Annotated in this window: 29 protein-coding genes; 10 read left to right on the forward strand and 19 right to left on the reverse strand. The window is 66.0% G+C overall.

Features of this window, described 5'->3' with window-relative positions:
• The first annotated feature begins 94 nt into the window (after window positions 1–94).
• Both LI337_RS08945 and LI337_RS08950 read left to right on the forward strand, forming a co-directional pair.
• Window positions 95–466, forward strand: coding sequence for a MarR family transcriptional regulator (locus LI337_RS08945; protein WP_227229503.1), 372 nt, complete (start codon window positions 95–97; stop codon window positions 464–466).
• A complete protein-coding gene (locus LI337_RS08950; protein ID WP_227229504.1) occupies window positions 463–813 on the forward strand; it encodes a type II toxin-antitoxin system PemK/MazF family toxin in 351 nt (116 codons plus the stop codon). The genes LI337_RS08945 and LI337_RS08950 overlap by 4 nt, the downstream gene beginning before the upstream one ends.
• A 185-nt stretch (window positions 814–998) precedes the next feature.
• Here the strand turns inward: LI337_RS08950 and LI337_RS08955 are convergent, their stop codons facing one another.
• From LI337_RS08955 to LI337_RS08975, 4 genes are all read right to left on the reverse strand, one after another.
• Window positions 999–3,473: a glycosyl hydrolase gene (locus tag LI337_RS08955; RefSeq protein ID WP_227229505.1), complete on the reverse strand. Its 2,475-nt coding sequence runs from the start codon at window positions 3,471–3,473 to the stop codon at window positions 999–1,001.
• 425 nt (window positions 3,474–3,898) lie between these two features.
• The gene (locus LI337_RS08960) at window positions 3,899–5,332 is read right to left on the reverse strand and encodes a hypothetical protein (RefSeq protein WP_227229506.1); all 1,434 of its coding nucleotides are present in this window, start codon (window positions 5,330–5,332) and stop codon (window positions 3,899–3,901) included.
• A 213-nt stretch (window positions 5,333–5,545) separates the two neighbouring features.
• Window positions 5,546–5,830, reverse strand: coding sequence for a hypothetical protein (locus tag LI337_RS08965; RefSeq protein WP_227229507.1), 285 nt, complete (start codon window positions 5,828–5,830; stop codon window positions 5,546–5,548).
• A 397-nt stretch (window positions 5,831–6,227) separates the two neighbouring features.
• Window positions 6,228–7,526: an RNA-guided endonuclease InsQ/TnpB family protein gene (locus LI337_RS08975; protein ID WP_227229509.1), complete on the reverse strand. Its 1,299-nt coding sequence runs from the start codon at window positions 7,524–7,526 to the stop codon at window positions 6,228–6,230.
• A gap of 301 nt (window positions 7,527–7,827) precedes the next feature.
• On the opposite strand from LI337_RS08975, the gene LI337_RS08980 reads away from it, so the two are divergent.
• On the forward strand, window positions 7,828–8,487 hold the full coding sequence (locus tag LI337_RS08980) for an MBL fold metallo-hydrolase (protein ID WP_227229510.1): 660 nt from the start codon (window positions 7,828–7,830) through the stop codon (window positions 8,485–8,487).
• A gap of 41 nt (window positions 8,488–8,528) precedes the next feature.
• Window positions 8,529–9,173, forward strand: coding sequence for a helix-turn-helix domain-containing protein (locus LI337_RS08985; protein WP_227229511.1), 645 nt, complete (start codon window positions 8,529–8,531; stop codon window positions 9,171–9,173).
• A 432-nt stretch (window positions 9,174–9,605) separates the two neighbouring features.
• On the opposite strand, the gene LI337_RS08995 is transcribed toward LI337_RS08985, so the two are convergent.
• Together LI337_RS08995 and LI337_RS09000 are read right to left on the reverse strand one after the other, a co-directional pair.
• Complete coding sequence (locus LI337_RS08995) at window positions 9,606–9,842, reverse strand: HalOD1 output domain-containing protein (protein ID WP_227229512.1); 237 nt, start codon at window positions 9,840–9,842, stop codon at window positions 9,606–9,608.
• A complete protein-coding gene (locus tag LI337_RS09000) occupies window positions 9,835–10,275 on the reverse strand; it encodes a DUF7344 domain-containing protein (RefSeq protein WP_227229513.1) in 441 nt (146 codons plus the stop codon). Before LI337_RS09000 ends, LI337_RS08995 begins: the two co-directional genes overlap by 8 nt.
• Window positions 10,276–10,684: 409 nt before the next feature.
• On the opposite strand from LI337_RS09000, the gene LI337_RS09005 reads away from it, so the two are divergent.
• Window positions 10,685–10,957 (forward strand): MoaD/ThiS family protein, encoded by a 273-nt coding sequence (locus LI337_RS09005; protein ID WP_227229514.1) that lies wholly within the window; start codon window positions 10,685–10,687, stop codon window positions 10,955–10,957.
• Between the two features lie 119 nt (window positions 10,958–11,076).
• Here the strand turns inward: LI337_RS09005 and LI337_RS09010 are convergent, their stop codons facing one another.
• Window positions 11,077–11,223, reverse strand: coding sequence for a hypothetical protein (locus tag LI337_RS09010; RefSeq protein ID WP_227229515.1), 147 nt, complete (start codon window positions 11,221–11,223; stop codon window positions 11,077–11,079).
• A 199-nt stretch (window positions 11,224–11,422) separates the two neighbouring features.
• Here LI337_RS09010 and LI337_RS09015 point away from each other — a divergent pair, with 199 nt between their 5' ends.
• Window positions 11,423–12,565 (forward strand): putative sulfate/molybdate transporter, encoded by a 1,143-nt coding sequence (locus LI337_RS09015; protein WP_227229516.1) that lies wholly within the window; start codon window positions 11,423–11,425, stop codon window positions 12,563–12,565.
• Window positions 12,566–12,576: 11 nt separating this feature from the next.
• Here LI337_RS09015 and LI337_RS09020 read toward each other — a convergent pair whose 3' ends face one another.
• Window positions 12,577–13,884: an acetamidase/formamidase family protein gene (locus LI337_RS09020; protein WP_227229517.1), complete on the reverse strand. Its 1,308-nt coding sequence runs from the start codon at window positions 13,882–13,884 to the stop codon at window positions 12,577–12,579.
• Window positions 13,885–14,036: 152 nt separating this feature from the next.
• Here LI337_RS09020 and LI337_RS09025 point away from each other — a divergent pair, with 152 nt between their 5' ends.
• Window positions 14,037–14,801, forward strand: a complete 765-nt coding sequence (locus LI337_RS09025; protein ID WP_227229518.1) for a sulfite exporter TauE/SafE family protein — start codon at window positions 14,037–14,039, stop codon at window positions 14,799–14,801.
• Between the two features lie 150 nt (window positions 14,802–14,951).
• Window positions 14,952–15,140, forward strand: coding sequence for a hypothetical protein (locus LI337_RS20280; RefSeq protein ID WP_425600774.1), 189 nt, complete (start codon window positions 14,952–14,954; stop codon window positions 15,138–15,140).
• 402 nt (window positions 15,141–15,542) lie between these two features.
• Here LI337_RS20280 and phnE (LI337_RS09030) read toward each other — a convergent pair whose 3' ends face one another.
• From phnE (LI337_RS09030) to phnD, 4 genes are read right to left on the reverse strand one after another with little or no spacing between them, the layout of a single operon-like run.
• Window positions 15,543–16,334: a phosphonate ABC transporter, permease protein PhnE gene (gene phnE / locus LI337_RS09030; protein WP_227229519.1), complete on the reverse strand. Its 792-nt coding sequence runs from the start codon at window positions 16,332–16,334 to the stop codon at window positions 15,543–15,545.
• Window positions 16,331–17,140 (reverse strand): phosphonate ABC transporter, permease protein PhnE, encoded by an 810-nt coding sequence (phnE, locus tag LI337_RS09035; RefSeq protein WP_227229520.1) that lies wholly within the window; start codon window positions 17,138–17,140, stop codon window positions 16,331–16,333. The genes phnE (LI337_RS09030) and phnE (LI337_RS09035) overlap by 4 nt, the downstream gene beginning before the upstream one ends.
• 1 nt (window position 17,141) lies before the next feature.
• The gene (gene phnC / locus LI337_RS09040; RefSeq protein ID WP_227229521.1) at window positions 17,142–17,972 is read right to left on the reverse strand and encodes a phosphonate ABC transporter ATP-binding protein; all 831 of its coding nucleotides are present in this window, start codon (window positions 17,970–17,972) and stop codon (window positions 17,142–17,144) included.
• Window positions 17,973–18,029: 57 nt separating this feature from the next.
• Window positions 18,030–19,232, reverse strand: coding sequence for a phosphate/phosphite/phosphonate ABC transporter substrate-binding protein (gene phnD / locus LI337_RS09045; protein ID WP_227229522.1), 1,203 nt, complete (start codon window positions 19,230–19,232; stop codon window positions 18,030–18,032).
• Between the two features lie 268 nt (window positions 19,233–19,500).
• On the opposite strand from phnD, the gene LI337_RS09050 reads away from it, so the two are divergent.
• Window positions 19,501–20,532 carry a glycerophosphodiester phosphodiesterase gene (locus LI337_RS09050; RefSeq protein ID WP_227229523.1) on the forward strand — a complete coding sequence of 344 codons (1,032 nt, stop codon included), beginning with the start codon at window positions 19,501–19,503 and terminating at the stop codon, window positions 20,530–20,532.
• Window positions 20,533–20,571: 39 nt separating this feature from the next.
• Here the strand turns inward: LI337_RS09050 and LI337_RS09055 are convergent, their stop codons facing one another.
• From LI337_RS09055 to LI337_RS09080, 6 genes are all read right to left on the reverse strand, one after another.
• Entirely contained in the window at window positions 20,572–21,888 is a 1,317-nt protein-coding gene (locus tag LI337_RS09055) for an MgtC/SapB family protein (protein ID WP_227229524.1), read from the reverse strand.
• Complete coding sequence (locus LI337_RS09060; protein ID WP_227229525.1) at window positions 21,888–22,682, reverse strand: HAD-IIA family hydrolase; 795 nt, start codon at window positions 22,680–22,682, stop codon at window positions 21,888–21,890. The genes LI337_RS09055 and LI337_RS09060 overlap by 1 nt, the downstream gene beginning before the upstream one ends.
• Before the next feature lie 270 nt (window positions 22,683–22,952).
• A complete protein-coding gene (locus tag LI337_RS09065; RefSeq protein ID WP_227229526.1) occupies window positions 22,953–23,192 on the reverse strand; it encodes a hypothetical protein in 240 nt (79 codons plus the stop codon).
• On the reverse strand, window positions 23,189–23,449 hold the full coding sequence (locus LI337_RS09070) for a DUF7344 domain-containing protein (protein WP_227229527.1): 261 nt from the start codon (window positions 23,447–23,449) through the stop codon (window positions 23,189–23,191). The genes LI337_RS09065 and LI337_RS09070 overlap by 4 nt, the downstream gene beginning before the upstream one ends.
• A 120-nt stretch (window positions 23,450–23,569) precedes the next feature.
• A complete protein-coding gene (locus tag LI337_RS09075) occupies window positions 23,570–24,244 on the reverse strand; it encodes a helix-turn-helix domain-containing protein (protein ID WP_227229528.1) in 675 nt (224 codons plus the stop codon).
• Window positions 24,245–24,337: 93 nt separating this feature from the next.
• A complete protein-coding gene (locus LI337_RS09080; RefSeq protein ID WP_227229529.1) occupies window positions 24,338–25,534 on the reverse strand; it encodes an outer membrane protein assembly factor BamB family protein in 1,197 nt (398 codons plus the stop codon).
• A gap of 137 nt (window positions 25,535–25,671) precedes the next feature.
• On the opposite strand from LI337_RS09080, the gene LI337_RS09085 reads away from it, so the two are divergent.
• Window positions 25,672–26,070 (forward strand): VOC family protein, encoded by a 399-nt coding sequence (locus LI337_RS09085; protein WP_227229530.1) that lies wholly within the window; start codon window positions 25,672–25,674, stop codon window positions 26,068–26,070.
• A 31-nt stretch (window positions 26,071–26,101) separates the two neighbouring features.
• Here the strand turns inward: LI337_RS09085 and LI337_RS09090 are convergent, their stop codons facing one another.
• Window positions 26,102–26,464: a hypothetical protein gene (locus LI337_RS09090; protein WP_227229531.1), complete on the reverse strand. Its 363-nt coding sequence runs from the start codon at window positions 26,462–26,464 to the stop codon at window positions 26,102–26,104.
• Window positions 26,465–26,478: the final 14 nt, after the last annotated feature.

Below are 26,478 nucleotides of genomic sequence, written 5' to 3' on the forward strand. Positions count from 1 at the left end.
TCTCGATTCAAGAGTGGATCATCATTTCGCACAGTATTTTCATGCATTTCACTCCTAACACTCTTTACAGTGTCTGACGTAGCCTCACTCACCGATGTCGATCGATCGGGATACCTTCGAGAACACGAGCGAGGACGAACTCGCGGATCTTTCGATCACTGATCAGGTCCTCGGATTTCTCGTCGCCAACAGGGATCGGGCGTTCAAGGCCCGCGAAATCGCTACGCAGACTGGCGCCGACGAGGGGGCAGTCAGTACCGCCCTCTCGAGATTGAAGGATCGCGATCTCGTCGAACACAAGGCGACGTACTGGGCTGTAACCGACGACACCGAGCGACTGGAGGCGTACGGTAGGTACGAACGGGCAACCACCCTGTTCAACGAGCAACTCGGCACAGAGGATACAGATTCGTGGCGCAAGCATGCGCCGAGTGACCAGCACCCAAGCGTCGAGGACGAGCAGTGACCGACGACGACAGCCCGATCTTCGAACGGGGCGATGTCGTCTACGGTGACGATCCGTTCAAAGACGAGGAGGAGGCTCGACCGTGGCGTATCCTCTCGAACCACGAGGGACGGCCGTTCTACGGTGACCAGTACATTGCGGTGACGTTGATGACAAAATCGTGGATGGACGGACTCATCGCGATTCCTGCAGAGAGCTGGCTCCGTGGCGGGACGCCGGACGACAGCAGGATCGTTCCTTGGGGTGTCCAATCGATTGACAAAGAGGATATCGACTTCTGGCAGGGTCGTGTCGAGCGTAGCGTCGTCGACGAGGCGGTGGGTGGCTTGATCGAAGAACTCCAGTAATGCGATACGATTGCCCCTCGACTCTATTGCTCGTGCTAGTCGACTGGCTACGCTGACGCTGAAGTCTCGGGAGTGGTGAGTACCCTGCTGTGCGAACGGCTGAATCAATCCGCCGGGGGAATTCGATCGGTCACCGTACCTGTCGAAACGGGGTTCCCGATTCCGAGCGGTCAGTGATTCCTTCGTCAGGGGTTCTGCCGACCGGAGTTACCCTGACCGGACTTCCCGTTGTTCCCATCGCCTTCGCCACTCTCCGCACCGTCCACGGTCGGGAACGCCCCGGAGAGCCCAGGCAACGACTCGAACGTCCGAGTGGTCGTCGCCGTGGCACCCGGTTCGACAGAGAGCTCAGTCCCGTCGGAGAAGGACACCGTCTCTTCTGCGTCACCAGCGTTGTAGGCGACGTACGTTCGCGTCGTCCCGTCCCGGAACACGGAGTAGCACGCCGTATCGGCAGTCACGGTCGCATCGGGTGATCCGACGGCATCCAGCGTGTAAATCCAGTGGGCGGTGTGGGCACGCGACTCGCCGAAGTCACCAGCACTGTAGTCGGTGTCGTACCACTCACGCGCTTCCCCGGGATTCGAGAACGCCCGGAACTCCCAGAGCACGTCCGTGTACCAGCCGAGGTTGAAGCTCCCGTCGTAGCCGTCGTTCTCGAGCAACTCACGCCAGTTCGCCGCGGCGGCGTCGCTGTTCCACCCGAGGTACATCGAGTGACCGCCAACGGGCAGGTAGTTGATCGCGTGGATCGACTCGGGGTCCTGGTTGAACCACGTCGCGTACTTGTAGCCACGACCCCAGACCATCGCGGCGTAGTCGTAGTCCCACGTCTCGGGGAGGTTCTCGTCGGCGATGTCGAACCAGTACTCCAGGGATGCGTGGACCTCGTGGGTGTAGAGGTAGATGCCGGTGTCGCGGATCTCGTCGTCGCCGGTCAGTTCGCCCCAGAGGATCAGTGCGGCGTAGGCGTTGATCGCCTCCGAGGAGGACTCCTGGTTACAGCCGGCCGGGAGTTCGCCGCTGCCGGAAGCCCACGAGTGGCCCGCGTAGGGGCTGAAGGTCCGCAGGAACGGGAACCGGTCGTCGTCACGGTCCGGATTCGCGTAGTCGCGGACGAGCAGGTCGACGATCCCACCGTACGCGTTCTCGTCTGCCCACGAGGGATCGTCGCGTGCGAGTTCTGCGGCGGCTTTCACCCAGTAGCCGTAGTGGAAGTGGTGGTCGTTGAGGTCGGTGTCGGCACCGAAACTCATCGGCGCGCCGTTCAGCGTCCCCCACACGTCGTCGTACCAGAACAGGTCGGTCGCGGCGACCTCGCCGTCAGACTCGGCGGAGAACCACGTCTCCAGTTCCGCCCGCATCGCGTCGTGGAACCGATCTGCGGCCGCCTCGTCGCCGATCTGTTCGGCGATGGGTGCGAGTTGGAGGAGTCGCTCGAAGTTCTTCCCGTTCCAGTAGGTGCCGTCGCCCTGGAAGTCCCGGATGAGCGTCCCTTCGGACTCGACACTGTCGACGTGTTCCGAGAGGTTCGGGACGTCGGCCACGTCCGGAAGGAACGGCAGGACGCCACGGTACGGGAGTTCGGTCGTGAACCCCGACCCACTGAGGGCGGGCATCTCGCCGCGCGGGGAGACGTACGACCAGTCGTGCAGGTCGTCCGTGGTTCGCTTCGCCTGGTGGGGGTACAGCGCGGTCAGCGTCTCGTCGCCGTTGCCGTGTTTCGCGTCGAGTTCGAACGCGTAGTCGGTGACGACCGCCGACCGCTCCGCGTCGTACTCCCACGTGACGGTGGTGTCGGTGACGAAGGTGTACGCACACCGCCGGAAGGCGTTCAGCACGTCCGGTGACGCCTCGGGCAAGAGGGCGATCGAGGCGTAGCCTGCACCCTCGAGAGCCGAGGAGACGGAGTCTGAGCCGACGCCGTCCCAGGAGGCACCCGGCGGCGCGAACAGACCGTAGTGGGAGTCACCGATCGTCACGCCCAGAACGTGGCTTCGCTCGTGCCAGACGGAGACGTCGCCGTCGAAGGAGACGTCGAGACCACCGCCAGTCGTCTCGAGGTAGACGAACGGCGAACCCTGCGTGAGCGTCGCCTCCACGCTCGCGTCGCCGTCTGTCTGCCGGTACGTGACGGACCAGTCGCCGTAGTCGGCGACCTTCGCTGGCGTCTCTCCGGAGACGTCCGGGTGCGAGACGGTCAGATCCGGCGCGATGGGATTCGTACTGGCCTCGGGTTCGGCCGTCACCTCCGCGAAGTCGTCGGTCCGGGGGCCCCACGAGTAGGGCGCGTCGCCGACCTGCCATTCGTCGGGATAAGTGAGCGCGAGTCCCGAGTCGGTCACCCGCGCTGCGAGTGGGTGGACCCAGAGATTGTCCGAGAGCGGCCGCCACAGGAGCGTCGTCCACCAGTCGTTCGATGGGTACGGTGCCGAGAGGTCGTCCGTGGCGTAGATCTCTCGGGGTGCAGCACCGCCGTCTTCCGGTTGAATGTGTGCGATGCTGCCCGCACCGATCTGTTCGATGTCGGTACTCGCCGCGCCTGCCGTGACGGCTCCGCTCGCCGAGAGCACGCCGCTCGCGACGAGTCCCTTGAGCCAACTGCGTCTGGTCGTGGCTGTACTCGATGCGTCGATGGAGGGCTGTGTGTCGTCTGTCATGGTATGGGTTTTGGCCGTAGCGGTTCGCTACTGCCAGTCGACTGTGCCGACACGTTGTTTTATTAAAAAGTTTGTCGTAAATAAATGAAGCGTGTCTTGTAGTCGGCTACAGAACAAATATGTGACAGTACTGCTATCGGAATCGCAGGACTCTCGACCAGTCGAATGTAGATGACGCCTCTGTTATCTAGGGGACTCTCGATGCTCGACCGGGAGGAAACCACGATACTGGTCTGTGTGATTTGAAAGTGTCAAACTAACATAAACCGAACTACTGTATCTCGGAGACGACTGACTACCTGTTACCAGTGCCGAGTCGACGTTTCGCTGAACGCATGTATCGACGAGAACGGATCGAAGACAGACTCCAGAGTGAAGCCGTCACGTCGTGGCACACGCGGGGCGATATCCGTCTCGAAAGCACCCTAGTTCACGGCCTTCGACAGTTCCGCGCCGGCTTTGAACTTCACTTCGTTCGACGCGCCATCAGCAGTGGTCAGATGGAGGACCGGTGCGTCCAGCGGAAGATGGGTCAGCACGTATCCTCCGTCTTCACTCAGTTGCCGTCCACCCGGCTTCTTCCGGATGAACAAATCGGCCGTCTCCTTCCCTCCCTCGGAGAGCACGCCTCGCTCGACCAGTTCGTCGACAGGGCCCCTGTCGAGTCGCGCTCCGCGACGGCGTCGCATGACGATCCGACGACGGACATCGCCACCAGCCACATCCTCGAACGTCGCCCCGAGGTCAGAGAGGGCAGTGGTAGCGACACCGAAGACAGGCGCATCGTCCACCACCGACAAGACGGTACTCGACCCCTCGTACAGCGACGCGTCGTCGATGACCCACCCGCCCGTGTAGACGAGTTGGTCGTTACTCGCGGCCCGCCCGACGTAGAACAACGCAGGGAACGGGCGTGGACATCCCGGTGGCTGGACAGTCACTTGCGCGACAGTCACCCCGTTGACCCGCCCCTGCTGCGTCAGAACAGGCGGGACACCGTCCCCTCGTGCCCCCCACGACTGCATGTTTACTGGCTCGAACGGCTCACCTTCAGCCGGACACACCAGGACCGATGCCCCCTGCTCACCAGCAGGGTCGTTCGAGACGAGTAGCGTGCCATCGCTCGCTCGGTGCGCGACGAGCCCACCGCCCGTCGACACCGGCCCGGTCACCTCCGCGACGAAGTGCGGCGTCGTCCCGCACACCGCATCCGGGAATACCTCTCGGTCGTTGTCGTCACAATCGCCACCGCCATCCGGACCAGCCTTCGGCGCTCCCCAGGAGTAGACGCGACCCTCACCATCCAACTCGCCAGTGAGATACGAGAGCAGCCGCTCCGGTGTCACCGCCTCCTCGATACTCCCGTTCCCACCCGGAACCTCCGCGTCGGGCAAGCAGACCGTGAACCGCTCGGCGACCATCGCCTCGCCGCCTAGATACTCGTAGAGGGCTTCCAGGTCATCGTCTGCGTCGTCGCTGCCGTCACCGAGGCCGTCGTCGTCGGCGTCGGCGTCACGAGCGTATCCTTCCCCCGGCGCGTTGCTCCGCGAGGAGTTGTGATTCTGCGCCATGACCGGCGACGACGTGACCCAGCCCTCGACCTCGACTCGTTCCGCCAGCGACGGTGTCAGCCGACTCACGTGCGGTCTCCCGACGACGAACGCTCCCGAACTCTCGCTCTGTGAGCCCGCGAACACCGCCGCAGGCGAGGCCCCCGTGTTCGTCACCGCAGACGCGACCCGACCGAGACAACCAGCGAGGCTCCCGGCGGCGACCAGACCGCCCACTGCGAGCAGTTGTCGCCGACTCGTGTTACCATTCCACACACCACCTGCGTCACCGTCGCCTCGAATACTCATGATCGACTATAGAAGGTGACATATCATCATAAGCTTTCGTATGCATACGAGATAGTTACGAGATGGTCAACAGTCGTCTCGTGCCGTCCGATCAGTCCGGGCGCTTCGACTGTTCACAGGCTACCGAGTCGAGAAGAGATCAGCCCGGAGTGGCGACTTCGGTGGCACTCCGGCTGAGACTCACGGCACCCACGCGACAGGAGCGACGGGCGACTACTCGTCGGCCGACGCCCCGACCGCCTCGGCGATCACCTGGAGGTCGGCCTTCCGGAACGTCGAGTCGTCCGCCGCATCGGCAGACTCCGCGATGCCGACTTGTGCCCGGATCTGCTGTCGCATCCGCCCTGTCGACGGCCGCCCGGCCTCCTCGACAGCGACGTCCAGTGTCGCACAGATCGCCTGCAACTCCTCTTTGGTGAACGACGCCGCGAACTCCCGCTCGAAGCGGCCCGTCGCCGCTCGAATCGCGTTCCGAATCTCCTGGACGGTCTGGCTCATGGCTCACTCCTCTCTCGTTGCCTCCCTCAACGTTCCGACTCGACACCGAGACGGGTCGAGAGGCGACTTCCGCCTCCGGACACGACGATGCCGACGGCCAGCGGAGAGCATCGGCGCGAACCACGTCGACTCGCTTCGAGACAGTCTTCTCACCTGGGGTCGTCGACTCGAACGAGACGACATCGCATGCAGATACGACGCGGTACTGCGGCAGATGCCGATGCAGTCTACGAGGTACATCGGCGCGCATTCGACGGACGGACGGAGGAGTCACGACTCGTCCAGCGACTACACGACGCCGACGCGGCGCTCGTCTCGCTCGTCGCGGTCGACGGAGACCGAATCGTGGGCCACGTCCTGTTTTCGCCGGTGTCCGTAGAAGATCACGGAGAGACCGTCAGTTACCCACGACTTCAGTCGTGGGCTTGTCAGTGGACTCCCCTTCTGCCGTCGAATCGACGGAGGCGGTGTAATCGCCGTTTAGGTTCAGCGTCCCTGACGTGAGCGCACACTGACAGGGTGCACCTCCACTCGAAGACGTCTGCCCCGAGTGGAGTCGTTTCAAGAGTTTGCGAGCGATGTTCTTGCTCGCGTTATAATCCGCGTTCAGTTCGTACTCGCACTTCTGACACACGAACTGATGCTTCGACCCTCTGTTGTTCTCGTGGGTAAATCCACACGACGAACACCGCTGAGACGTGTATGCAGGACTCACTTGCTCGACCTCGATACCGAGCATCTCGGCTTTGTATTCGACGTACTCGAACAAACGACGGAACGCCCACGCATGGAACCGCTTTGCACCAGCCATTCGTTTGCGGATATCAGTCAGATTCTCGAATGCGATGTGCGTACAGTCGTGGTCGCGGGCTTCGTCGAGAATCCGGTTCGACACGCGGTGGAGTTCGTCCTGCATCCAGCGGTGTTCGCGGTCTTTCATCGACTGTATCGACAGGTGTGCCGACCGTGTACCTGTCTGTTGCATCGACCCGAGAGTCTTCTCATACTCTCGGCGTCGATGATTCATCTCGTCGGCGTTCCCGATGAACGCGCCTGTGGAAGTCACCGCGAGCGAGCCGTCCACGTTCAGGTCAACGCCAAGGACTGTGCTGTGCTTGGCATCAGAAGCAGTCGTGGACTGCTCTTGTTCGTCCGTGGTTCGGCGCATCCGTGCGTGGAGATAGAACGATTCCGTGGGTCGGTCGTACTGCAACGTGGACATTCGGAACTCGTAGTCCTCGTTCAGCAGGTACGAACCAATCGGCGTCCCCTCCGCATCGTCGGGAAGCACGTAGTCACACTCGACACGACCGTTGACGGTTGAGAGCGAAACGTGGTCGCGGTGGAATGTCGCGCTTCGCTTGTCGTAGACGACGCTCCACGCATCGAAGTGTGGTTGACTGGTGGTGTCGCCTTTCTTGAGTCGGGCGACTCCGCTTTTCGTGGCCTCGATAGCCCGCCGAATCCCTTTCTGAACGAGGTTCGCAGTCAACTCCGTCTCGGTTCGGAGTTGCTCGTAGAGGGCTTGTTCGGCTTTCTGTTTCGAGGTTATGCAGTAGTCGTTCGGGTATCTCCACGCCCATTCTGCGGTGGTGTTCGCACAATGGAGGAACTGGTCTTTGGTTTGATGGAGGTCGTTGCACCGCTCGTCGGGGACATCGAGTTTGATCTTGACGGTGCGGATTACGTCCCCCATCCGTGTTTCACATACTGGATTGGCTCTTTATCAAGTATACGATTGGCGTGGGGGAGTCGGACTGCTATCGCCCGTGGTTTGTTTCAAGCGGTGCCGGATTCCTCCCACGAGTAAAGTCGTGGGCTTCCTCCTTGCATCTCTGTGAACTCCTCCCACGCCCGAGGACGCGGGAACCACCGACTTAAACACCCGAACCTGTAGCAGAGAGAACTCACGTACCGACCGACCGTCGACCTCCTATGCACGATACAGCGACGCAATCACGGGAGACAGTCCGACCGGCACACTCGAGGAGGCGGCCGTGAGACGAGTCGCCGAGGGGGTCTACTCGCTCGGAGGCGTCCGCGACGGGATCAACGCCTACCTCGTCGAGGACGTCCTCGTGGACGCGCGGACGAAGTGGGCCGCACGGACACTCGTGGGAGCACTCGGCGGACACGACGTGGCGGCACACGCGCTCACCCACGTCCACCCGGATCATCAGGGCGCGTCGGCCGCGATCTGTGAGAGACTGGACGTGCCGTACTGGGTGCCGGCACCGGAAGTCGAGACGGCGGAGAGCGGCGCGGTGTACGACTCGATGCCGGCAAGTCCGATCGGGTGGCTCCAGCAACGACTGTGGGTCGGTCCCGGTCACCCGGTAGATCGCAGACTCCGTGGCGGCGACGAGGTGGCGGGCTTCGAGGTGATCGAGACGCCGGGCCACAGCGAGGGCCACGTCTCGTTCTGGCGCGAGTCGGACGGGACGCTCGTCCTCGGGGACGTCCTCGTGAATATGCACCTGCTGACGACACGACCGGGGTTGCACGAACCGCCGGGAGTGTTCACGAGTGACCGCCACCGGAACCGCGAGTCCGCCCGGACGGTCGCCGACCTCGACCCCGACACGGTCCTGTTCGGGCACGGCCCACCGCTGTACGACGGCCAGGAGTTCGTCGCGTTCGTGGCCGACCTCGACTGACGAAGCGGAACGCACATCGGGCCACTCCGCCAGTGACCGGTATGGTGTACGCTCGGTTGCAGGTCCGGTTCCCCGAGTCGCTGTGGATCGGCCGACTCTCCCGGATGTACCCATCGGCGACGGTGACGGCACTCTCGGCGCTGGGCGTCGACGACGACGTCGTGACGCTGGTCTCGGTGACCGGTGCGCCCCCGGCGGAGATCGTCGAACTGGCTCGGAGCGATCCGGCGGTGACCGAGTTCGACACCGTGGCGCGAACCGCCGACCGACTCGTCTTCTCGTACCGGACACGCTCGACGATCTATCGGGCCGCCGAGCGAAGCGGCGTCCCACCCGTCTACCCCATCGAGGTGCAGGACGGCTGGGCAGATATCGAGTGCAACACTTCCCGGTCGGCTCTCTCGGCGTTCGTGACGGAACTCGAGTCGGAAGGCGGTGTCGTCGAGGTGACGGCACTCTCCGATGGGTCGAACGGGAACGCACTTCTGACGAGGCGTCAGCGTGAGATGCTCACGGCGGCGTACGACCGTGGCTACTACGACTCGCCACGGCGATGTTCGACGGCGGACCTGGCCGAACTGTTCGACGTCGCACCGTCGACGGTGAGTGACGTGTTGCGCCGAGCGGAGCGGCGGGCGCTCGGATCGGTCCTCGCCGAGACGGCGTCCCGGGACCACTCGGCGTAGCCCGGATCGCGGTCGAGTGAGCCGTCCCGTCGCCCCGTGACGTGCTGGCGTGCTGACGTGCCGTGAGACATCGACCGCTGTAGCGGCCGCGTTCGTGTCCGGCCAGCGGCGGGCGAGTGCAGAGACACTGGCAACGACACCGGTCAGGACGACACGACTGGACACCGTACCAGACGCTTCACCGCTCACTGGAGTTCGGGGTTTCGAACGCTATCACTCGGCGGCACGTGCTCCCGGTCGCCGTATCACTCGTGCGCTCTGGCACGGTGTCGGGGACAGGGGCGATCAGCGCGCTCGACCGAACTGTCACGGGGGTTCGGCAGCAGCGGGTTCGTACACCTGTACCCACCCGTCGCTCCGCACTTTGACGAGGTAGTCGGTGTACCGGAACTCGACGGTGCCGGTGCCCTGACGAGACTCCCCGGCCGAGGCCTAACCGAAGAAGGCTTTCTCGATGCCGGGGACGTCGACGACCTCGTACAGCGGTGGAGCCGTCACCTCCTTCGGGTCGACGTCCATCGCGTCTGCGATCGCGTACACGATCACGGTCGTCAGCTCCCCGTCGTGATCCGACTCGTAGAGGCGTTGTGCGACCTGTTGCCAGCGAACGTCACCATCGAGGTTCGGATCGTCGTGGCTCGTCGTTCCGGTCTCGTCGATATCACTCATTCATGTCTCCCCGTGCGTGTGTCTCCTGGTCACCGTCCAGACTCGCACCCATGCCGCTGAGCGCTGCGAGCACCTGCTCGGCGTTCTCGGCGGCCGTGATCGTCTCGGTCTCTTCGTCGAAGGTGACGATCCCTTCGTCGACCAACTTGGGGACGTGCGCGTGATACAGCGAGACGTACACGCGTTCCCGCTGGTCGGGGCCGACCGCGTGCTCCGGGACGTCCGCCTCCCAGGCGGCGATCTTCGTCGCCAGATCGGTCAGCGACCACTGTGCGTCCTCGAGGAGCGTGTAACAGAGATATCGGCGTCGGGGATGGCCCAGTGCCTCGTAGACGTGATCTAAGTCGAGAATCTCTCGCGGCGGGAGGTCCCCCGCTGGCAGTTCACCGGAACGACTGCCGCGCTCGTCGTCGACCGGCGGATCGTCGTCCATAACGAATGCGATAACATCGATTAGGTTGTTAAGTAGTATGTTATTTCTCAGAGAGGAGTCACGGTGTACTGGGATGAGTCGGCGATTCTCCCCGTCGGAGAGTCGTATTCGACTATCGTGCCGATACGCGAGTACGTCGTCAAATTATCAGTGATTTGTGATACTGTCTCCTACAGAACCACTGAGGCGTTCTCGACGGGGACCGTCTACCGGCGGCTGGAACGACTCCGCGAGTACGACCTCGTCACCGATCAGTTACATCGCCTAGACGGCGTACCGCCGCAACCAGCGCCGACCGATGCTGTTCATCGCCGTCGGGTTCGTCCTGATCCGCTACGGACTGTGGGCACCACGCCGGGGCTGACCGGTCGCCGAAGTCGTCAAGCCCCTCCCCCGAGACCACCCGACCATGGAGTTCGAGGTCTACGGCCCTCTGCGAAGTTCGACGGGCGGCAAGACGGCGACGGTCGCGTTCGAGGGCGGCACCGTGGAGGAGGCCCTCTGGTGCTTCCTGGACGCGTACCCGCGAGCGACCCAGTACCTGCTCACCGACGACGAGGACCCCACGTTCCGGCCGAGCGTCCGGGTGGTCGTAGACGGCGAGAAGGTCGACCTGGACGAGCACCTCGACCCGGACGCGACGCTCACGCTGATCCCGGCGGTGCAGGGCGGGCGTCGGTGAGCAGGAGTCGGGCCGAGGCGGCGAGACCTGACGGCGCGCGAGAACGACGAGTCGCTCGACACCGTGGTCGGCGTCTTCGACAGCCGTGACCCGGACGAGGCCGACTACGAGGACTGCTCTCAGTTACCGGTTTCGGCGGTCGTCCCGCCGACGCTCCACGCGCCGGAGTCGACGAACGTCGACGAACTCCGCTCGGAGATGCACGAGGTGCGAAGCCACACGGTCGTCGTCATCACGGAGTTCGAGGCGACCGAGGGGTCGATCACCGGTTCGACACCACGGAGGAATCGAGCACGATGGAGGACACGACCGAGGAGGTCGTCGACGAGAGTCTGGTCACCGGCGGATCGGATCCGCCGGGCGATACCGAGGAGACGTGTCCACGACCGGTTACGCCGGGCCGCCGGTGCGACCGGATCCGGTTACTGCGAAGACACTTGGGCGAATACGGCATACTGCGGACCGGTGGCCTTCGATCTCGCCCGACCTGCCGAGACGACCGTCGCGTTCTCCCGGAGCGAGGCGGCGGGCGCGATCGGCGATTCGGTCACGGTCCTCCCCCTGGTCGTCGCGGTCGGTGCCCTGACGGAGCTCTCGCTGGCGGTCGCGCTCGGCTGGTTCGGCCTCTGCCAGATCGTCTGGGGACTCTACTACGGTGTCCCGATCTCGGTCGAACCGATGAAGGCGCTCACGGCGCTCCTGCTCGCGGGCACGGTCACGACCGACGAGTTCCTGCTCGCCGGGCTGGTCGTCGGCCTCGTCCTCCTCGTCGTCGGGGCGACCGGGACGCTCGGGCGGATCGGCGACTACGTCGGCACGCCCGTCGTTCGCGGCGTCCAGTTCGGCGTCGCGCTCCTACTGCTGGAGACCGGCCTCCACATCGGTCTCGGCGATCCGCGCCTCGCCGGTCTCGGCGTCGTCGCCGCGGGCGGACTGGCGGCGCTCGGGCGCGGCAAACTGACCGCACTCGCGGTGCTGGTGGTCGGTGGCCTCGTGGCCGTCCTCTCTCCCGGCGGTGTCGTCCCTGTGGATCTCGGCGGTCTCTCCGCGCCGAGCCTCGACACGCCCGGGACGCCGGCGCTCCCGTCGTTCACCCTGCCAACCACCGGACTGTCGGTCGCTGCGGCCGAGGCCGTACTCGCGCAGGTGGCGATGACGGTCGGCAACGCGGCGCTGGCGGCGTCGATCCTGCTGGCCGACTACTTCGACCGCGAGATCTCCGCCGACGACCTGTCGATCAGTATGGGCCAGATGAACCTCACGGCCGTCCCCTTCGGCGCGCTCCCGATGTGCCACGGGAGCGGCGGCATCGCGGGCAAGTACGCCTTCGGCGCGCGCACGGCGGGGGCGAACGTCCTCCTCGGCCTCGGCTACCTCGCCGTCGCCGTCTGGGCCGCCGGCCTCGTGGCCGCCTACCCGGTCTCGATGCTGGGCGTCGTGCTGGCGCTCGTCGCCCTCCAGTTGGCGCGGACGAGTCTCCGGGAGACCGACGCGGTCCCGCTGGTCCTCGGTGTCGGACTCCTCGGACTCCTGGCGAACCTCGGCGTCGCCTTCGTCGTCGGGACCGTCGTCCACCTCGCGTGGCGGACGTGGCAGGCACGCGCCTGAGAGACCCGCCCTCAGAGGTCGTACTGTGCGCGGACCAGCGAGTCCAGCCCCCGGTCGGCCAACACGTCCATCGGCGCGAGCAGGGTCAACTGGACGACCCCGGGCAAGCGACCGATCTCGACGCCACCGGTGAAGGTACACCGCGCTCTGACCTCGCCCTCGCTCATGTCGAGCAACTCGGTCGCGCGGTCGAAGGCGTTCTGCGTCGCGTCGTTGACGGTCGCGCCGCTGCCGATCACCTGCAGTGGCCCCACGTCCTCGACGAGGTCGACGCCGTACTGATCGGCCAGTTCGCGGCCCGTCTCCAGTTCGGCGTCGGTGTACGGTTGGGCGATGTGCGGGAGGTCCTCGCCGTTCGGCAGGAGGAGCGGCCCGTCGATGTCGATTCCCTCGATGACCTCCACGTCGAGTTCGGTGTGGCCACTCACGTCGGTCGTGTGCAGGGAGAGTTCGCCGTCGCCCTGGTTCGCGTGCATGTCGCCGACGTAGATGCCGCCGCCGTCGACCTTCACCGGACAGATCAGGACCGCGCCCTCCCGGACAGCGTTGATGTCCATGTGGCCGTCCGTCCGGTCGGCGAGTTCGGCCTCGTCGGCCAGCCCCCAGTCGTGCCCCGCGCCGATGAGGAACTGCCCGAAGTCGCCAGCGTTGTGCGAGTCCGGCAGTTCGATCGGTGGCGTCGTGCCGATGTTGCCCACGAACGGGCGGAGGTGGCCGAGCGTCCCGGGGAACTCCGATGGTTTGTAGAGCAGGATGGGGTGCTGTTCGGAGTGTTCCGGGAGTGCGAGCGCCTCTGCGGCCCGACCGGCGAGGTCGTCTGCGGCCTCGGCGTCCATCGTCAGGCCGACCGTGTGGTCCTCGTCGAACGCGACGGTGTAGCCGTACTCGAAGCCGAACGAGGAGGCGTTCGCCCCGCACTCCGCACACCTGATCGACTCCTCGCCGGTTCCCTCGACGATGGTCTCGGGCCACGCCGCGCCACACTCGGGACACACGTGATCGACGAACGGGTCGTCACCGAACGCCGCCTCGCGTTCCCGCATACTCCCGGTGCTGGTGGCGATACTCGTCACCTCGATGTTCTTGATGTGGAGTGCCACCGCGTCGCCGACCGCCGCGCCCTCGACGGCGACCGGTCGCGTCACCTCGTGCCCACCCTTGAACTTCGGCGTGATCATCGGCCCCCAGCAGCCGGCCGGGGTGTGTGTCTTGATCGTCCCGCCGTCTGCGACCGTCCCCGCCCACTCGACGTCCGGGCCGACGAGTCCGCGTGTGTACCGGTCGACCTCGATCACGTCTTCGACGTTTCGCTGTGCCATGGTCGTTCGAAGGTTCTACATGATCGACTACAAAGGTTCGTGTCGCGGGGAAATCCGGTTCTTCTCGCGGCCACGGGCGCCACTAGACCGACTCGCGACCACGGTACCTTTTCGTAGCCGGTCGGTGACCGAGTGGCACGGAGAGACGACCTGTGCCCACGACCGAGACGCTGCTGTTACTCGCCGTTATCGGCCTCTGCAGCGGCGTCGTCGGCGGGATCGGCGGACCCGGCGGCATCCCGGTCATCGTCTCGCTGAACCTCCTGCTCGTCCTCTCGTCGCCGGTCGTCGCCGCGACGACGAGTAGCGTCTTCGTCGTCGCCACGGTCACGGCCACCGCGCTGTACCGCTACAGCGACGGGATCGAGTGGGGACTCGCGGTGCTGGTCGGAGTCCCCGCACTCCTCGGCACGCAGGTCGGCACGCGGACGGCGGTCGGCCTGTCTGTCGCCCGGTTCGAGCAGGTGCTGGCCGCGACACTGCTGCTCGCAGTGGCCGGTATCGTCTACCGCCAGCGCACCCGCGAGCGCGACCCGAGTGAGTCGACCACGGGGTGGCGACGCTGGCCGATCGCGGTGCTGGTCGGGGTCGGGAGCCTCCTGGTCGGCGTCGTCGCGGGGATCACGGGCATCGGCGGGCCGGCGCTCACGGTTCCCCTGCTGCTCGTCGTCGGAATCGCGCCGATCACCGCCATCGGGGCGGGACTGGCAAGCGGCGTGCTCATCACGGTCGCCGCCGCGCTGGGTCACGCCGTGCAGGGGAACCCACCCGCGCTCCTTCCTGCCATCGTGGTCGGGGTTCCGTACGTCTGCGCACAGGTCGTCGGCTGGAAGTACGTCCACGTGGTCTCCGAGCGAACGGTCGCCTACTCCATCGCCGCCGTCGCACTCCTCGGCGTGGTCGGGGTTCTGCTCTGACCCGGACGGAGACACCACCGTTCGGAGGGTGGCGGAACCGGCGTGCTCGATCGGAAGGTATCACGACAGTATTCGATACGTATCCTGTCGCTATCTGTCGGTTCGACAGCACTACGCTGATATCGATGCGCGACTATGCTGTATGGTGTCATGCAACTCACCGAGAGTGACCGGCGACAGACGGCGGTAGCCTGTCCGACCTGTGGAGGCGCTCACTGGGTGAGCGTGCCTCGTGCTGCCGAGGGCGACCCGGCCGCGACCACCCGCCGCGCGCTGTTCGGCGAGTTCACGAGAGAGACGTGTTCCAGCGGCCACTCCTTCTTCGTCTACTACTGTTGAGTTCTCTCCACTCGATGTGTGGTCTCGACAGGGTTCTCTCGTAGTTTGGGGTACGAACCGAGTTCGCTCGAAGGATGCACTCGGCACGTACTCAGTCTATACCGAACGTCTGGATGGTCATCAGGCCTCGAAAACCGACTTCTGATGAACGTCACTCCTCTCTCGAGCAGGATTCTACTCTGACCGTCGAGTAGTGGCGACTTACACAGGTTCTCCACCGCAGTCAGTCGATCAATTCCTCCGGGGGCACACCACCGTGTTCGAGGAGTTCACCGTCGAAAGTCGTCAACGTCGCGCCGACGTCCTCCGCCAGCGCGAGGAGGACGCAGTCCATCGTGTAGTCTGCGATCAGCCGACCGATTGCCGGATCACGAGCAAGAGGAGGGAGACGCCGCGTCCCTCTCACCGCACCTTCCGCCGCAGGTACGCCGAGGTGACCTCGCTGAAGATGACGATGGCGAGGATAGCGATCAGGATAGTGAGGACGTTCTGCCAGCGGAAGAAGTTGATCGAGGTGGTGAGTTCGACGCCGATGCCGCCCGCGCCGACGAAGCCGATGATCGTCGAGGCGCGGACGTTGATGTCCCACCGGTAGGTCGAGACGCCGACGAACGCGGGTTTGATCTGCGGGACGATCCCGTAGATGGCCGCCTCGACGGGGTTCGCCCCGGTGGCCCTGATCGCCTCCACCTGCCCGGGGTCGATCTCCTCGATGGCCTCGGCGATCAGTTTCGAGGTGAAGCCGATCGAGCGAACCGCGATGGCAAGCACCCCGGCCAGCGCGCCCGGTCCGATGATGATGACGAAGATCAGCGCCCAGATGATGACGTTCACCGACCGGGTAAAGGAGATGATGAACTTCCCGAGACCGTAGCCGAGTTGGTTCGGGGCGGTGTTCTCCGCGCCCAGTAGCGCGACCGGCACAGACGCGATCACGGCGAGGATCGTCCCGAGAACGGCGATGTTGATCGTCTCGATTAGCGGGCCGAGGATGTCGCCCGAGTAGCCGACGTTCGGCGGGTACATCCGCTCGACAAGGTCGCCGAACTCCCGTGGTGCGGTGGCGAGGAACTCGTAGTTCACGTCGAGAAACTGCCACGAGATGGCCACCGCCACGAACGCCAGGAGGAGTGCGACGTACCGGACGATGCGCTGGCGCGGCGTCCGCCGTTCCCACGTGCGGTAGTCGGTCACTGGATCCGCCTCCTGACGTACGCGCTGACGACCTCACCGACCAGCACCACCGCGACGATGGCGATGATGATGCTCAGACTGAAGTCGTAGTCGTACTTGTCGAAGGAGTTCAGCAGGGTGGCCCCGATACCCCCCGCGCCGACGATACCGACGACGGTGCTGTGCCGGATGTTGATGTCCCACCGGTAGATGGACAGGCCGACGATCCGGGGTAGGACCTGCGGGACGACGCCGAACAGCATCGTCTGGTAGCGGTTCGCGCCGGTCGCCTCCACGGCCTCCATCTGGCCGGTGTCGATGTCTTCGATCTCCTCGGCGAGCAGTTTCGAGAAGAAGCCGACCGTCTTGTACGAGAGTGCGATCACGCCCGCGAGCGCTCCGAACCCGACCGCCTTGACCACGATGATGGCGACGATCAGTTCGTGGAACGCCCGCGAGACCGTGATCAGGCCCCGACCGACCGCGTACACCGGTTTCGGCGCGAGGTTCTCGGCGGCCATGAACGCGACCGGGAGGCTGATCGCCACGCCGATCACGGTGGCGATCACGGACATGGCGATGCTCTCGACCATCCCCTCGATGAGGAGGTCCCGCTTCCGGGGCGTCCACTCGGGCGGGAACATGCTGGTGAGGAGGCCGGCGGCCTGGTCGGCCCCCTGGAGCATCCGGTCGGGCGAGATACGCATGTTGTAGAAGCTCCAGAGGACGAAGGCGGTGATGACGAGGTAGACGCCGTACTTCACCCAGTCGTTGTAGAAGGCACTCGGACGCGACCACTCCCGAGGCGAGGTGTCTTTCGTGGCCATGTCAACCCCGTTTGATCTCCCCGTCGCGGACGACCTCCTCGGTCCCGTCAGTCTCGTCGGGCCGCCCGACGACCGGATCGCCCTCCTCGTCCGGCGGTGCGCCGCGGTAGATCTGTGACTGGGCCGCCTCGTCGAGTTCCTCCGGTGGTCCCTCGAACACCTTCTCGCCGTCGCGCAGGCCGACGATGCGGTCGGCGTACTCGATGGCGAGGTTCACCTCGTGGATGTTGATGAGCACCGGAATCTCGTCTTCGGCGGCGATCGTCGTCAGCAGGTCCATCACGGCGCGTGAGGTCTCCGGGTCGAGACTGGAGGTCGGTTCGTCCACGAGCAGAATCTTCGGGCGCTGGACGACCGCACGGGCGATGCCGACGCGCTGTCGCTGCCCGCCGGAGAGTTCGTCCGCCCGGTCGTTCTCGTGACCGGCGAGGCCGACCCGATCCAGCACCTCGTAGGCGCGTTCGACGTCGTCACCGGAGAACTTCCGCCGGAAGGCGTTCCACGTCGAGACGTAGCCGAGTCGCCCCGAGAGGACGTTCTCCATCACCGTGAGCCGTTCGACGAGGTTGAACTCCTGGAAGATCATCCCCATGTCGCGGCGGGCGTTCCGGAGGTCCTTCCCCGAGAGGCGCAGGATGTCGACCCCGTCGAGTTCGACCTGGCCGTCGGTCGGTTCGGTGAGCCGGTTGATACAGCTGATGAACGTACTCTTCCCCGCGCCACTCGGGCCGATGACGGCGACGGTCTCGTTGCCGCCGACGTCGAGCGAGACGCCGCGGAGCGCCTCCTCGCCGCCCGAGTAGGTCTTGCGGAGATCGGTTACTGACAACATGTGTGCGTCGTCGCGGTCTGGGTGGTGTCTGACACAGATGTACTCCGGTGAGAGTGATCACTCACCGATGTTGCCCGTCTCGTACTCGACCTCGAGCGACTCCTGGATCTGGAGGATGATGTCCCAGACCGTCGCGTAGTCGATCTCGACCCACGTCCCACGGCCCTCGAACTCCTCTGCGATGGCGGTGTCCGAGTAGTCGTAGTCGAGGAACGCCTTCTCGACGCCCTCGCGGATCTCGGGGGTGAGGGTGTTCCGGTAGGAGAACGCCGTCGTCGGGAAGGGTTCGGAGGCCCAGATGGCCTTGATCGCGCTGGGGTCGAGTTGGTCGTCGCGGGCGACCCGCGCGTAACACGTCGAACAGACCGGCGCGGCCGCGTAGTCGCCGTTCGCCACGCCGAGTGAACTCTGTTGGTGACCGCCGGAGTAGGTCACCTCGTAGTCCTCGCCGGGGACGATGCCCTGGTTGGCGAACAGCGCCCGGGGAGCGAGGTTGCCGGAGTTCGAGGAGGGGTCGGCGTGTGCGATCGTCTTTCCCGCGAGGTCGTCGAGTTCGGTCACCTCGCCGTTGTCGAGTTGGGTGATGAGCCACAGGCGATAGCCGAACGAGCCACCGCCGCCCTGGCCGCCCTCGATCTGGATCGAGAACGGGACCGCGTTGGCGATGTTGACCGCGAAGGGGACCGTCCCGGTCGAGAAGCCGGCGACGTGGAGTCGCTCGGAGCGCATCGCCTCGACCTGTGCGGCGTAGGAGTCGAGCGAGATGTACTCGACGGCCTTGCCGGTCTCTGACTCGATGTTGTTCAGGAGCGGTTCGAGGGTGTTCTCGTAGACGGTCGGGTCTTCGGTCGGGACGAGCGAGAACTGGAGCGTGTCGGGGTCGATCATCTCGCTCTCGCTGTCCGGCGGTGACGCCACGGGCTGACCGTACCGTGGCTCGTCGCGCTGGTTCTCCTGCATCCGATTCAGGTCCGCCATCGTCCCCGTCTCGAAGCCGGCCTCCATCAGCGTGCTCGTGAGTTGCGGGAACTGTGGGTCCGCCGGGTCGAACTCCGGGAACTCCGAGGGGTCGGTGCCCGGCGCGTCCCCGCCGTCACCGCCACCACCGTCGCCACCGTCGCCGCTGGTCGTCGTCCCGCCGCCGCCACCGCTGGTCGTCGTCCCTGTCTGTCCACCGTCGCCGCCGGTACAGCCAGCCAGCCCCGCGAGTGTGGCCGCCGGGAGCGCTCGCAGGACCGTTCGCCTGTCAATATCTGTCATGCCTTTCGTTGGTGGTTGGTAACGATTCTTAATACTTCCGTCCGTAAGGGAGGGTTACATTATTACTTCGACACTATATGCCACTATATATAATCTGTAGTAATTTCGTGCTCCCGGTTCCGACTGGATACAACACACACCGGCGAGAACGATTTCGCCCGCACGCCCCGGGTCGGCCGCCGACCGGTGAGAGCGTGTCACGTCGAACGTTGGACGAACGAACGCGTGACCGGGTTATTTCCGTCACGAACAATAATTATAAATGGCTATGTCAGAACGGACTGACCGAGCGACCGGTGCAGAGACCGACGTATCGAAGACGGTTCGCCGACGAGCGTTCGTCGCCGGTGCTGGCGCGTCGCTGGTGGGCGCGGGTGTCGCCAGCGGGGAGGTCGGCACGGACACGACGACAGACGGCGGTGGACACGGACCACCGACGACAGACGGGACACCTCGGATCGTCGCCCACCGCGGCTACGCCGGGATGGCTCCGGAGAACACCGTCGGTGCCGTCACGGCCGCGAGCAAGGGTGGCCGGTCCCCGCAAGCACCCGCGCAGGGTGCAGACTCGATAGAGATCGACGTCCTGCCGACCGCCGACGGCGACGTGGTCGTCTTCCACGACGACCGCCTCTCCTCGCGCGACGGCGGGGAGCGCGGACTGACGGACACCGACGGCGTCGTCTGGGAGGAGTCGACGGAGACGGTGACGAGTGCGAAGGTCCTCGGGACCGAGGAGACGGTCCCGCTCATGACCGAGGTGTTCGACGCCATCCCGCCGAGCGTCGGCGTGAACATCGAGATGAAGAATCCCGGCTCGTTCGACCTCGCGTTCGCGGCGAACCTCTCGGGGAGCGAACTGGCCGCCCAGACGGCGATCTGGCACGACTTCGTCGTGGACGTGTTGAACATCGCCGACCAGTACAACAACGACATCCTCGTCTCCTCGTTCTACGAGGCGGCGCTCGCGGTGACGCGGGAGGTGTCGGACTACGACGTCGCGCCCCTGCTGTGGGACTCCATCGAGGACGGCCTGGAGATCGCCAGAGAGTACGACGCCGAGGCGGTGAACCCGCCGTACAACATGATCGAGGGGACGCCCTTCTTCGCGGACCCCTACTACACCGAGGGGCCGTGGGAGGACGTCGACCTCCTCCAGACCGCTCACGACGAGGGGCGCGCGGTCAACGTCTACACGCTGGCGACGTGGTACGAGGCGGAGCGACTCGCGGCGGCCGGCGTCGACGGCCTGATCTGTGACTACCCCGGTCTGTTGCGGTTCGGCGCGACACAGTCCTGACGGGGCGAGACCTCCCCTACGAGTCCCCGAACGGGACTCCTACGCGTACAGGACGGCGAGCGCACTGACGAGACCGACCGCGACCAGCAGGCCGTTCCACAGCAGCGCCGGGACGAACAGCGACCGGTCGACGACGGTCGCGAGACCGATCTTCACGAGCACGCTCGACAGCGTCCCCGCGAGGACACCCCACATCGCCTGGCGAACCGGGACCTGCCCGGCAGCGGCCAGCGCCACCGCCGTCGCCGTCGCGGTCCCACTGGAGACGAAGCCGGCGAGGAACGTCGAGGTGAGGAACCCGCGCGTGCCGAAGACCGCCTGTGCGCCGGCGGTCCCGACGAGGATGACGAGGAACAACCCGCCGAACGCGACCGCACTGGAGAGGCTGAACGGCGAGGCGAGGTCGGTCTCGACCGGGCGATCCCAGTCGGCGACGTGTGTCGACAGCAGGACGCCCGCGACCGTCATCGCGCCGAGTGGGACGACGACCAGTGGCGCGGCGTCGGGGACGAACGGGACGACGATGATCGCGTTTCTGAGCGCCATCGCGGCGTTGGCAAGCAGGATCGACCCCACGGCGACGGCCCGCATCGACCCCGCGCCGGCGACCCGTCGGGTCAACTCCGCGACGACCGCCGTCGAGTTGACCAGCCCACCGAAGAAGCCGGTCACCGCGATCCCCTTCCCCTCGTACCGCCGGAGCATGACGTAGTTGACGAACCCGATGCCGCTGACGGCGATGACCAGCAACCAGACCGTCCGGGCGTCGACGGCGTTCCACGGGCCGAACGACTCACGCGGGATCAGTGGGAAGACGACGAACGCGATGATGGCGAACTCGGTCGCACTCCGCACCTCCTCCCGGGAGAGCGCCCACGCGAACTGGTGGAGTTCCCGCTTCAACACGAGCAGCAGCGACGAGAGGACGGCGACGGTGACACTCTCCAGGAGGAAGCCACTCACGACGAGGACGCCGACGCCGTAGGCGACGAACATCGAGACCGAGGTCGTCAACGAGAGGCCGGTCTCCGTGTCCTCGCTGATCAGACTCCGGACCGCGAGCAGCACCCCCATCACGAGGACGAGGAGGCCACCGCTCGCCAGCAACAGCGGTTCGCCGAGTACCGTCAGAATCGCGCCGAGCAGGCTGAGCAGTGCGAACGTCCGGATGCCCGCGTCCTTCTGTGACCACTCCCGCTCCAAGCCGAGAAACAGTCCGAGGACGAGGGCGACCGCGAACTCGACGACGTGCGTCTCCACCCCGCCGAGCGTCTCGTCCAGGAGGCCCTGGAGGACGACGCCGAGTGGCACACCGACGCCGGAGTGCGCCGCCGGACCGACGACAGGGTGCGGCATCACTCCCCACGCAGTACCTGCCCGATGTCGGCGATCGACTCCAGTACGTAGTCTGGCTGGATCGACGACCGCGCGAGCGTCTCGCGGTCGGTGACGCCGGTCAACACGAGTACCGAGGTCATCCCCGCACGGTTCGCCATCCTGACGTCCGTCTCCAGTCGGTCCCCGACCATCAGACAGCGGGACGCCGGGAGGTCGAGTCCCGACAGCGCCGCGTCGACGGCGGTCTGTGCCGGCTTCCCGAGATACCGGTCGAGGTCCGTCCCGGTCACGCCCTCGATGGCCCCGACGACGCCGGCACAGTCGGGGATCTCGCCGCCTTCGGTGGGACAGGTCCGGTCGGGGTTCGTCGCCAGAAAGACCGTCTCCTCGTCGACCGCGTGGAGCGCCTTCGTCAGCGTGCCGTAGTCGAACTGCCGGTCCATCGACGCGAGCACGACCGCCGCCTCCTCGGGATCGTCGGTGAGAGTGAGGCCGTGTGCGCGGAGTTCATCCCGGAGCGGTGGTTCACCGACGACGAAGACGGGGTCGTCGGGGTGGTGTGTCTCCAGATACGACGCCGCGATCAGCGCGGAGTTGACGATGCCGTCGTCGTCGACGTCGATCCCGAGGCGACGCAGTTTCTCGGCGAAGGCGGCTCTGCGCCGTGTCGCCTTGTTCGACAGGAACAGGACCGAGACGCCCGCCGCCCGCAGGGTCGCGACGGCGTCGTCGGCCCCCTCGATGAGTGGGTCGCCTCGGAACACCGTCCCGTCGAGGTCGACCAGTGCGCCCTCGACCGGCGGGTCGGTCACGGCTGGTCTCCCGGGTGCCGCCCGGTCGAGGGACGGTCGGCGGTCCCGCCGATCGTCACGCGGGTCGGTCGCTCACGCGAGTCGCCCGCGAGACACGCGACTCTCCGGTACTCCGACGCCGTGGCCCGTCGACGGTCGTACACTCACATCGCCTCCAACTAAATAGCTATATATTGACTATATATGAAGCTTCTGGCGGGGAGCGACACCGCCCGAACCGCTCGCGTGCTTCGTCCTGGGTCTCGTCTCGAGCGTGGCGGGCCGAACTGCTCAGTCGGCGGCGGGGACGTGACCGAGGTCCTGTCCGGTCTGGGTGCGTTCGACCGCTCCGCCACACGCCGGGCACGAGTCCAGTCGGCGCGCGACGAGCGTCTTCTCACAGCCGGGACAGGTGTAGAGCCGGGCCGACTCGTTCGTCTCCGCTCCCGCCCCGGCGACCGCAGTCGAGTGGTTCGCGGGGGTCTCCGATCCGAACCGGTCGGCGAGCCACTCCCGGAGGGACCGTCTCACTGAGAGACGACCCCAGGCGTCTGCGACCGGGCGGTGTCGAGTCGGCGGCGGAACAGCGTGGCCGCCTCGTAGTTCGGGCCCGGTTCGATCCACAGGTCGTCGCGGTCCCACACGACGACCCCCGTGTGAGCGAGTTTCGGCAGATGGACGTGATGGAGCGTCGTCCGTAACGGTTCGTCAGTGCTGTCGTGGAGCGCCGACAGGATCGTCTCGTAGTCGATCCGGGCGCGACAACTCCCGTCGAGGAAGGCGAGCAATCGTCGCCGGGTTGGCTGGCAGAGAAGGTCGTGTAAGCGGGTTGCGTCGAGAGAGTCACTCGTCACTCGTCGATGTACGCTGTCGGCGTGGGTACGGGCCGGGGCCGATATGTGAACCCTTTATATCGAGGCCTCGGGCTCGTGGTCCGGCGGCGTGACCGTCAGCGCGGTCTCGACCCACGTCTGGTGTGCCCGCCGGAGTCGCTGTGAGACCGACTGGCTCGACACGCCCAGCGCCTCGCCCACGTCGGCGAGGGTGGCCCGCCGTGGGGTCTCGAAGTAGCCGAGGTTCCACGCGGTGGTCAGGGCGTCGGCCTGCTTCTCGGTGAGACCGTGGCGTGCCCCGACGTGGTCCGCGTCGGGGTCGTACAGTCGGAGCAGCGTGAAGTCGATCTCGTTCCGGTCACAGTAGTCACGGAACACGTGGAGGCTCTCCCGGTCGTCGAACCGCATCCGGAGTTCCCACGCGCCGTGTTGGCCGGTCGCCTCGACGATCACCGCGCCGGCGTCGGTGTACGCGAAGGCGACCGCGTCGATCCGGTCGGTCCAGTCGGCCCGGTACAGCGCGGCCTGCTCGAAGACGTCGAGTCGGTCGAGGTTCGTCACCGACGGGTCCTCGCGTGCGACCGCGTCGAAGGTGTCGAGTGCACAGTCGCTGACCCAGAAGTACGGCGTCAACACCTCCTTCGCCGCCGCCACGCGTTCGATCTCGATCACCGCACTCGGACTCTCGGCCAGCGTCTGCTCGAACGCGAACAGCTCTGCCGGGATTCGGAACTCCGCGACCACGGTCATGTCCGGCCGTACGGCAGCCCCCCGTATCAGTGGGTGTGAGCCGACACTGACACGACAACATTCCGAGACGCATCGGCCGACGAACGCTCCGGCTCAGGCCGGGTCGAGTCGGAACAGCGAGTCGCCGCCGTCTCTCGCCTCACACGCGACGAACAGCGCGCCGTCACCGACCGCGAGTCCCTGGACGAAGTCGGCGTCGAGCGTCTGTGACCACCGCTCTGCGCCGAACGTGAGTCCACCACCGCCGGTCCCGCCCGCGAGGTCGTACGCGTGGATCGTGTCCTGACTCGGCACGTACAGCGTATCCCCGGCCGCGACCGGGGCCGTCGACCCGAAGTCCCCGCCGGCCCGCCACTGCAGGTTCTTGTCGTAGACGCGGAGCGCGGAGACCGAGTCCCACCCGGCGCTGTAGACCCACGAACTCGCCTTCACCGGCGGCGACCGGGCGTGTCGGCGCTCGGCCGTCCAGTCGGTCGTCCCGCCGTGGCCGTCCCGGAGGTTCGTGAGCGGGCCGCCGAAGGTGCTGACGACGACGCCGTTGTCCGCCGGGACGATCGCGTCGACCCGCGAGTCGACCTTCGTCCGCCACCACTCGTGGGGTCTGTCCCCGCTCGCCGTGCTGAAGGCGTACACCGCGCCACCGGTGGTGCCGACGTACAGCCCCGTGTGTCGGTGGGCGAGTCGCCGGACGCGCCCGAACACGTCGAGTCGCCAGCGCTCCTCGCCGGTCGCGGGGTCGAGACCGACCACGAGACCGTCTTCGCCACCGACGACGAGCGGCGAGTCGGCGTCGTCGAACGGGTCGCCGTACAGGTGCGGACTCACGTCGCCGGCGGCGACACCCGTGACGGTCCACAGGTCGTCTCCCGTCTCGGCGTCGACCGCGTGGACCGAGTCCTCGTCGAGCATCGTGACGTAGACGACGCCGTCGACGACGGTCGGCGGGGCCGGCCACGCCTGTTCGCCCGGTGCGTAGCGCCACAGCGTCTCGCCGGTCGCCGCGTCGAGGGCGGTGAGTCCCGCCATGCCGGGAGTGAAGACGGTCCCGTCGGCGACCGCCGGCGTCCGCACGTCGGCGTCCGGGTCCCGTGACCACCGTTCGGTGACGCCGGTTCGCGGCGCGACGGCGTCGGGCGCGTAGGCGGTGTTGGCGGGGTCGTGGCGGGCCATCGGCCAGTCGGTCGTCGCGTCGTCACCGGCCGAGAACGGATCGTCGGCTGCGAGACAGCCGGCAGTGCCGGCGAGGCCGGCACCGGCCAGGCCGGCGAGCAGGTCGCGTCTGGAGGGCATCGTCGGGAAGAGTGTCGCGTGCCTCAAGGCTGTTCCGGCAGCCGACTACCGCCGGGCGTGGCGAGCGTCTCGGCGTGGCTCCCGGACTGGTTCGCCCCGCCTCAGGAGGTTTCCGTCCCCGGGCCGAACCACGCGGCGTGAACGTCAGAACAATCGACCACGTGAACCTCCGCATCCCCGCAGACGGCGTCGAACCCGCCGTCGACTTCTACCGCGACCGACTGGGCTTCGAGATCGAGCGCCTCGACGCCTACCGTGCGGACGAGCAGTCCTTCTTCGACGTGCGTCTCGCGCCCGCCCACGTCGTCCACCTCTGGCCGACCGACGCCTTCGACCCACCCGAGGGGGAGCACTTCGACCACGTCGCACTGCTCGTCGACGAGGGGATCGACGAGATCGAGTCGGCACTCGAGGAGGCCGGTGTCGAGGTCGTGAACCGTCTCGACGCGCCGCTGGGTGCGACCGGAGAGGCACCGGCGGTGTACGTCGAGAACCCCTTCGGCTACCGGATCGAACTGAAGACGACCGTGGCGTGAGCCTCCGGGGATCGTCGGTCGCCGAGGAGAGTCACCGACCCTGCGCCGCCCGACGGTGGGCCTTCGACGCCAGCAGGAAGAAGGCGATCACGCCGACGAACAGCAGGACGACGACGAGCGTCGCGGTCCCGCCGCTGCCGTACTGCTCGGCGAGTGCCAGCGGACTCACGCTCAGACCGAAGACGCCGAGTCCGTAGCCGAGTCGGTCAGTGCGGTCCTCGAAGTCGAACACCGTGTCGAGCACCGACACCTCGAACGCGAGCAGGAAGTAGACGCTACTGGCGTACACCGCAGCGAGACCGAGCGCGAGGAACCAGTCGGCGACGAGCAGTTCGTGGACGCCGACGCCGAGGAGGAGTCCGGCGACGAGTGCCGTAGGGAGGGCGTTGTCCATACGACGACCGGCAC

The sequence above is a fragment of the Salinirubrum litoreum genome, from assembly GCF_020567425.1.
Taxonomy (GTDB): Archaea; Halobacteriota; Halobacteria; order Halobacteriales; family Haloferacaceae; genus Salinirubrum; species Salinirubrum litoreum.

What these genes read in the sequence shown, in the direction of transcription:
- LI337_RS08985 (WP_227229511.1), top strand. Translation starts at nt 8,529, where the DNA reads ATGGTGTACGCTCGGTTGCAGGTCCGGTTCCCCGAGTCGCTGTGGATC.
- LI337_RS09005 (WP_227229514.1), top strand. Translation starts at nt 10,685, where the DNA reads ATGGAGTTCGAGGTCTACGGCCCTCTGCGAAGTTCGACGGGCGGCAAG.
- LI337_RS09090 (WP_227229531.1), bottom strand. Translation starts at nt 26,464, where the DNA reads ATGGACAACGCCCTCCCTACGGCACTCGTCGCCGGACTCCTCCTCGGC.
- LI337_RS08945 (WP_227229503.1), top strand. Translation starts at nt 95, where the DNA reads ATGTCGATCGATCGGGATACCTTCGAGAACACGAGCGAGGACGAACTC.
- phnD (WP_227229522.1), bottom strand. Translation starts at nt 19,232, where the DNA reads ATGACAGATATTGACAGGCGAACGGTCCTGCGAGCGCTCCCGGCGGCC.
- LI337_RS09050 (WP_227229523.1), top strand. Translation starts at nt 19,501, where the DNA reads ATGTCAGAACGGACTGACCGAGCGACCGGTGCAGAGACCGACGTATCG.
- LI337_RS09080 (WP_227229529.1), bottom strand. Translation starts at nt 25,534, where the DNA reads ATGCCCTCCAGACGCGACCTGCTCGCCGGCCTGGCCGGTGCCGGCCTC.
- LI337_RS09020 (WP_227229517.1), bottom strand. Translation starts at nt 13,884, where the DNA reads ATGGCACAGCGAAACGTCGAAGACGTGATCGAGGTCGACCGGTACACA.
- phnE (WP_227229520.1), bottom strand. Translation starts at nt 17,140, where the DNA reads ATGGCCACGAAAGACACCTCGCCTCGGGAGTGGTCGCGTCCGAGTGCC.
- phnC (WP_227229521.1), bottom strand. Translation starts at nt 17,972, where the DNA reads ATGTTGTCAGTAACCGATCTCCGCAAGACCTACTCGGGCGGCGAGGAG.
- LI337_RS09000 (WP_227229513.1), bottom strand. Translation starts at nt 10,275, where the DNA reads ATGGACGACGATCCGCCGGTCGACGACGAGCGCGGCAGTCGTTCCGGT.
- LI337_RS08975 (WP_227229509.1), bottom strand. Translation starts at nt 7,526, where the DNA reads ATGGGGGACGTAATCCGCACCGTCAAGATCAAACTCGATGTCCCCGAC.
- LI337_RS09055 (WP_227229524.1), bottom strand. Translation starts at nt 21,888, where the DNA reads ATGCCGCACCCTGTCGTCGGTCCGGCGGCGCACTCCGGCGTCGGTGTG.
- LI337_RS08995 (WP_227229512.1), bottom strand. Translation starts at nt 9,842, where the DNA reads ATGAGTGATATCGACGAGACCGGAACGACGAGCCACGACGATCCGAAC.
- LI337_RS20280 (WP_425600774.1), top strand. Translation starts at nt 14,952, where the DNA reads ATGCAACTCACCGAGAGTGACCGGCGACAGACGGCGGTAGCCTGTCCG.
- LI337_RS08965 (WP_227229507.1), bottom strand. Translation starts at nt 5,830, where the DNA reads ATGAGCCAGACCGTCCAGGAGATTCGGAACGCGATTCGAGCGGCGACG.
- LI337_RS08960 (WP_227229506.1), bottom strand. Translation starts at nt 5,332, where the DNA reads ATGAGTATTCGAGGCGACGGTGACGCAGGTGGTGTGTGGAATGGTAAC.
- LI337_RS09075 (WP_227229528.1), bottom strand. Translation starts at nt 24,244, where the DNA reads ATGACCGTGGTCGCGGAGTTCCGAATCCCGGCAGAGCTGTTCGCGTTC.
- LI337_RS08955 (WP_227229505.1), bottom strand. Translation starts at nt 3,473, where the DNA reads ATGACAGACGACACACAGCCCTCCATCGACGCATCGAGTACAGCCACG.